Annotated in this window: 1 protein-coding gene and 1 pseudogene; one reads left to right on the top strand and one right to left on the bottom strand. The window is 61.8% G+C overall.

Features of this window, described 5'->3' with window-relative positions; all coding sequences use genetic code 11:
- Positions 1-172: 172 nt before the first annotated feature.
- A complete protein-coding gene (locus tag E8A74_RS51535; protein WP_136936566.1) occupies positions 173-1,000 on the top strand; it encodes a hypothetical protein in 828 nt (275 codons plus the stop codon).
- A 559-nt stretch (positions 1,001-1,559) separates the two neighbouring features.
- Here the strand turns inward: E8A74_RS51535 and E8A74_RS51530 are convergent.
- Positions 1,560-1,936 (bottom strand): annotated as a pseudogene (locus E8A74_RS51530) (hypothetical protein); the annotation flags it as partial.
- Positions 1,937-2,105 lie beyond the last annotated feature (169 nt).

The raw sequence follows: 2,105 nt of genomic DNA, 5'->3' as shown, positions 1-2,105 counted from the left end.
CTCTGGTGCGGAGCACGCCGAGGCGGTTGGCACGATTTTCCCGGGATGCGTGGGACGGGATGCGACGGGGTCATGTGCGGGGTGTTGGGCTCGCGATTGGGGTGGCGTAGATCCACGGGCTGCTAGCCTGCTGGCGTCAACACCCGTTGCAGACATTTCACAAGGGCCGCAGATGCCGCCCTGGTACGCAACGAGTGCAGAAGCTGGCAAGTACCACCTGGCAATAGAAGAGCTTGATGCACTGTGGGCCAGTGTTCAGGCAAAGTATCATGCCTTTGCGTTTCCAGAGGGCTCAATTGCACCTGGCCGCCACAGAGACACGCAGGAGAGGCTAGCCGAATTCAATAACGCCATGGAGCTAATCAAGAGATCTCCAGCAACGGCGGTTGCGATTTCCTTGTACGCGATTGTATCGATGGTAAGAAATGGCTCGTCCGGTCCACTTACTGCGGACCAACAAGACACATTTCTGAAAATTCTGACCATTGGGTCTGGTTTGGAGGGCGTGGCTACGGGTCTGAGTGCCGGTGTTGCCGCGTCCAGGGCAAGGGCGCAAGGAGAACGAACGGAGGGACAAGCTCGCAAGAGCGAGGCAGTCGTGCAGGCCGGGGAGCGGGCTGCCGAGCAGAAAGCAGTAGGTCTACCGAACCTTCCTCGGTCGGGGGGGGCGTCTGCCCAAATCACAACTACTAGCCGGATCAGTGAGATTCCGTATGCCATTAACTACGCTAAAGCCATGAGCGAGCATGCCCAGCGAGATGTGGACTCGCTTCTTCGGCAGGTTCGAGCGGGGAACCTGGACCCTGGAAGCGGAACGCGACCGCTCGGTGGAGGCTTTTTCGAGTTGCGCGGGAGGAATGCAGGCCGGGTTATCATTAAGCAGACGGGGGCAGGAAGCTTCGATATCGTGGGAAAGTTTCAAGGTCATGCGCGGGGCGATGATGCAAACTCCATCATCATCAAAACACTAATGAAAAAGTACACGGAACTAGGCAGGTGACTACAATGCGCTATGATGGGTCGGTGAGTAGCAGTCGCACGGTGCGCGAGCTTGGCGGGGAGATTTGGGCGGAACTCTCACGAAGGATCCCCGATGATGAGTTGGGTTGGCAGACGAAAAACCAGATCGTTGATCTGATCATGGGGGTTCTCGCGCGCCATATCGACTGTACAATCCAGAACGACACAGATCTCCCAGTTGTCCCATTGTCCGTCGATTTTAATGGGGAAGGCGGGACGTGATGGCACAGTTGCGGGGAATGTCCCGCGACGAACGACTCCCGCGTCCTCGGGCCCACGCTCGTTACCGACCCGAACGGCAATCGCAGCGCCGTGAAGCTCGACGAACTCGGGATGGTCGTGGCGACGGCCGTGATGGGCAAGGTCGGCTCGAATGACGGAGACACACTGGAGGAGCCAACCACGACGTTCGAGCACGATCTCGACGTTTGGCGCACGACGGGCAAACCGAACGTCGTGCATGCCGCCGCGCGCGAGCGGCACGGGGATGCGCTGACGCCGTGGCAGCACAGCGTCGCGTTCCTCGACGGGCTCGGGGTGTCCGTCGGCGCGCGCGGACGGGCGGCGAACGTGGTGGCATCCTTCTGCCACGGCTCGGTCAACCGCGTGATGGTGGCGGCCGACAGCCCGTGGCTGGTGCCCAGGAACTGGCTCAATGCAGGGGCGAAGTCCGAAGACGACAGGCGACAGGCCGTGCAGGTACAGCAGCGGCAGCACCTCGCTCCCCTGCGGCGACTTCCTGGCCCAAGCCGGCAGGAGTTACCTCCCGTTCGGCGTGGTAGCCGTTGCGGACCACCAGCCAGTGGCCGTTCTCGTCGAGCTCGTCACGGAACGCGTCGATGTAGGCGGAGACCTCGGCTTGCAACGCCGCCGCGAGCATCTGCCGGGCACCGTCGCGGACGATCTCGTCGAGCAGCGAACAGCTCGCCGATCCGCTCGTCGCGTTGGGGTCGGACTCGTCGTATCACCTCGCCCACCCCCGTCCTGACGCCCCGTGTCCCTCGTGCCCAGGCTCCCCGCCGGAAGGAGCCTCAACATGTGTACGGAACAACAAGCGGCAGCCATTCGTGCGGAGGTCTCGCGTA

The sequence above is a fragment of the Polyangium fumosum genome, from assembly GCF_005144585.1.
Lineage (GTDB): Bacteria > Myxococcota_A > Polyangia > Polyangiales > Polyangiaceae > Polyangium > Polyangium fumosum.
The sequence above is the reverse complement of the archived record's forward strand: the minus strand, read 5'-3'. Positions and strand labels throughout refer to the sequence as shown.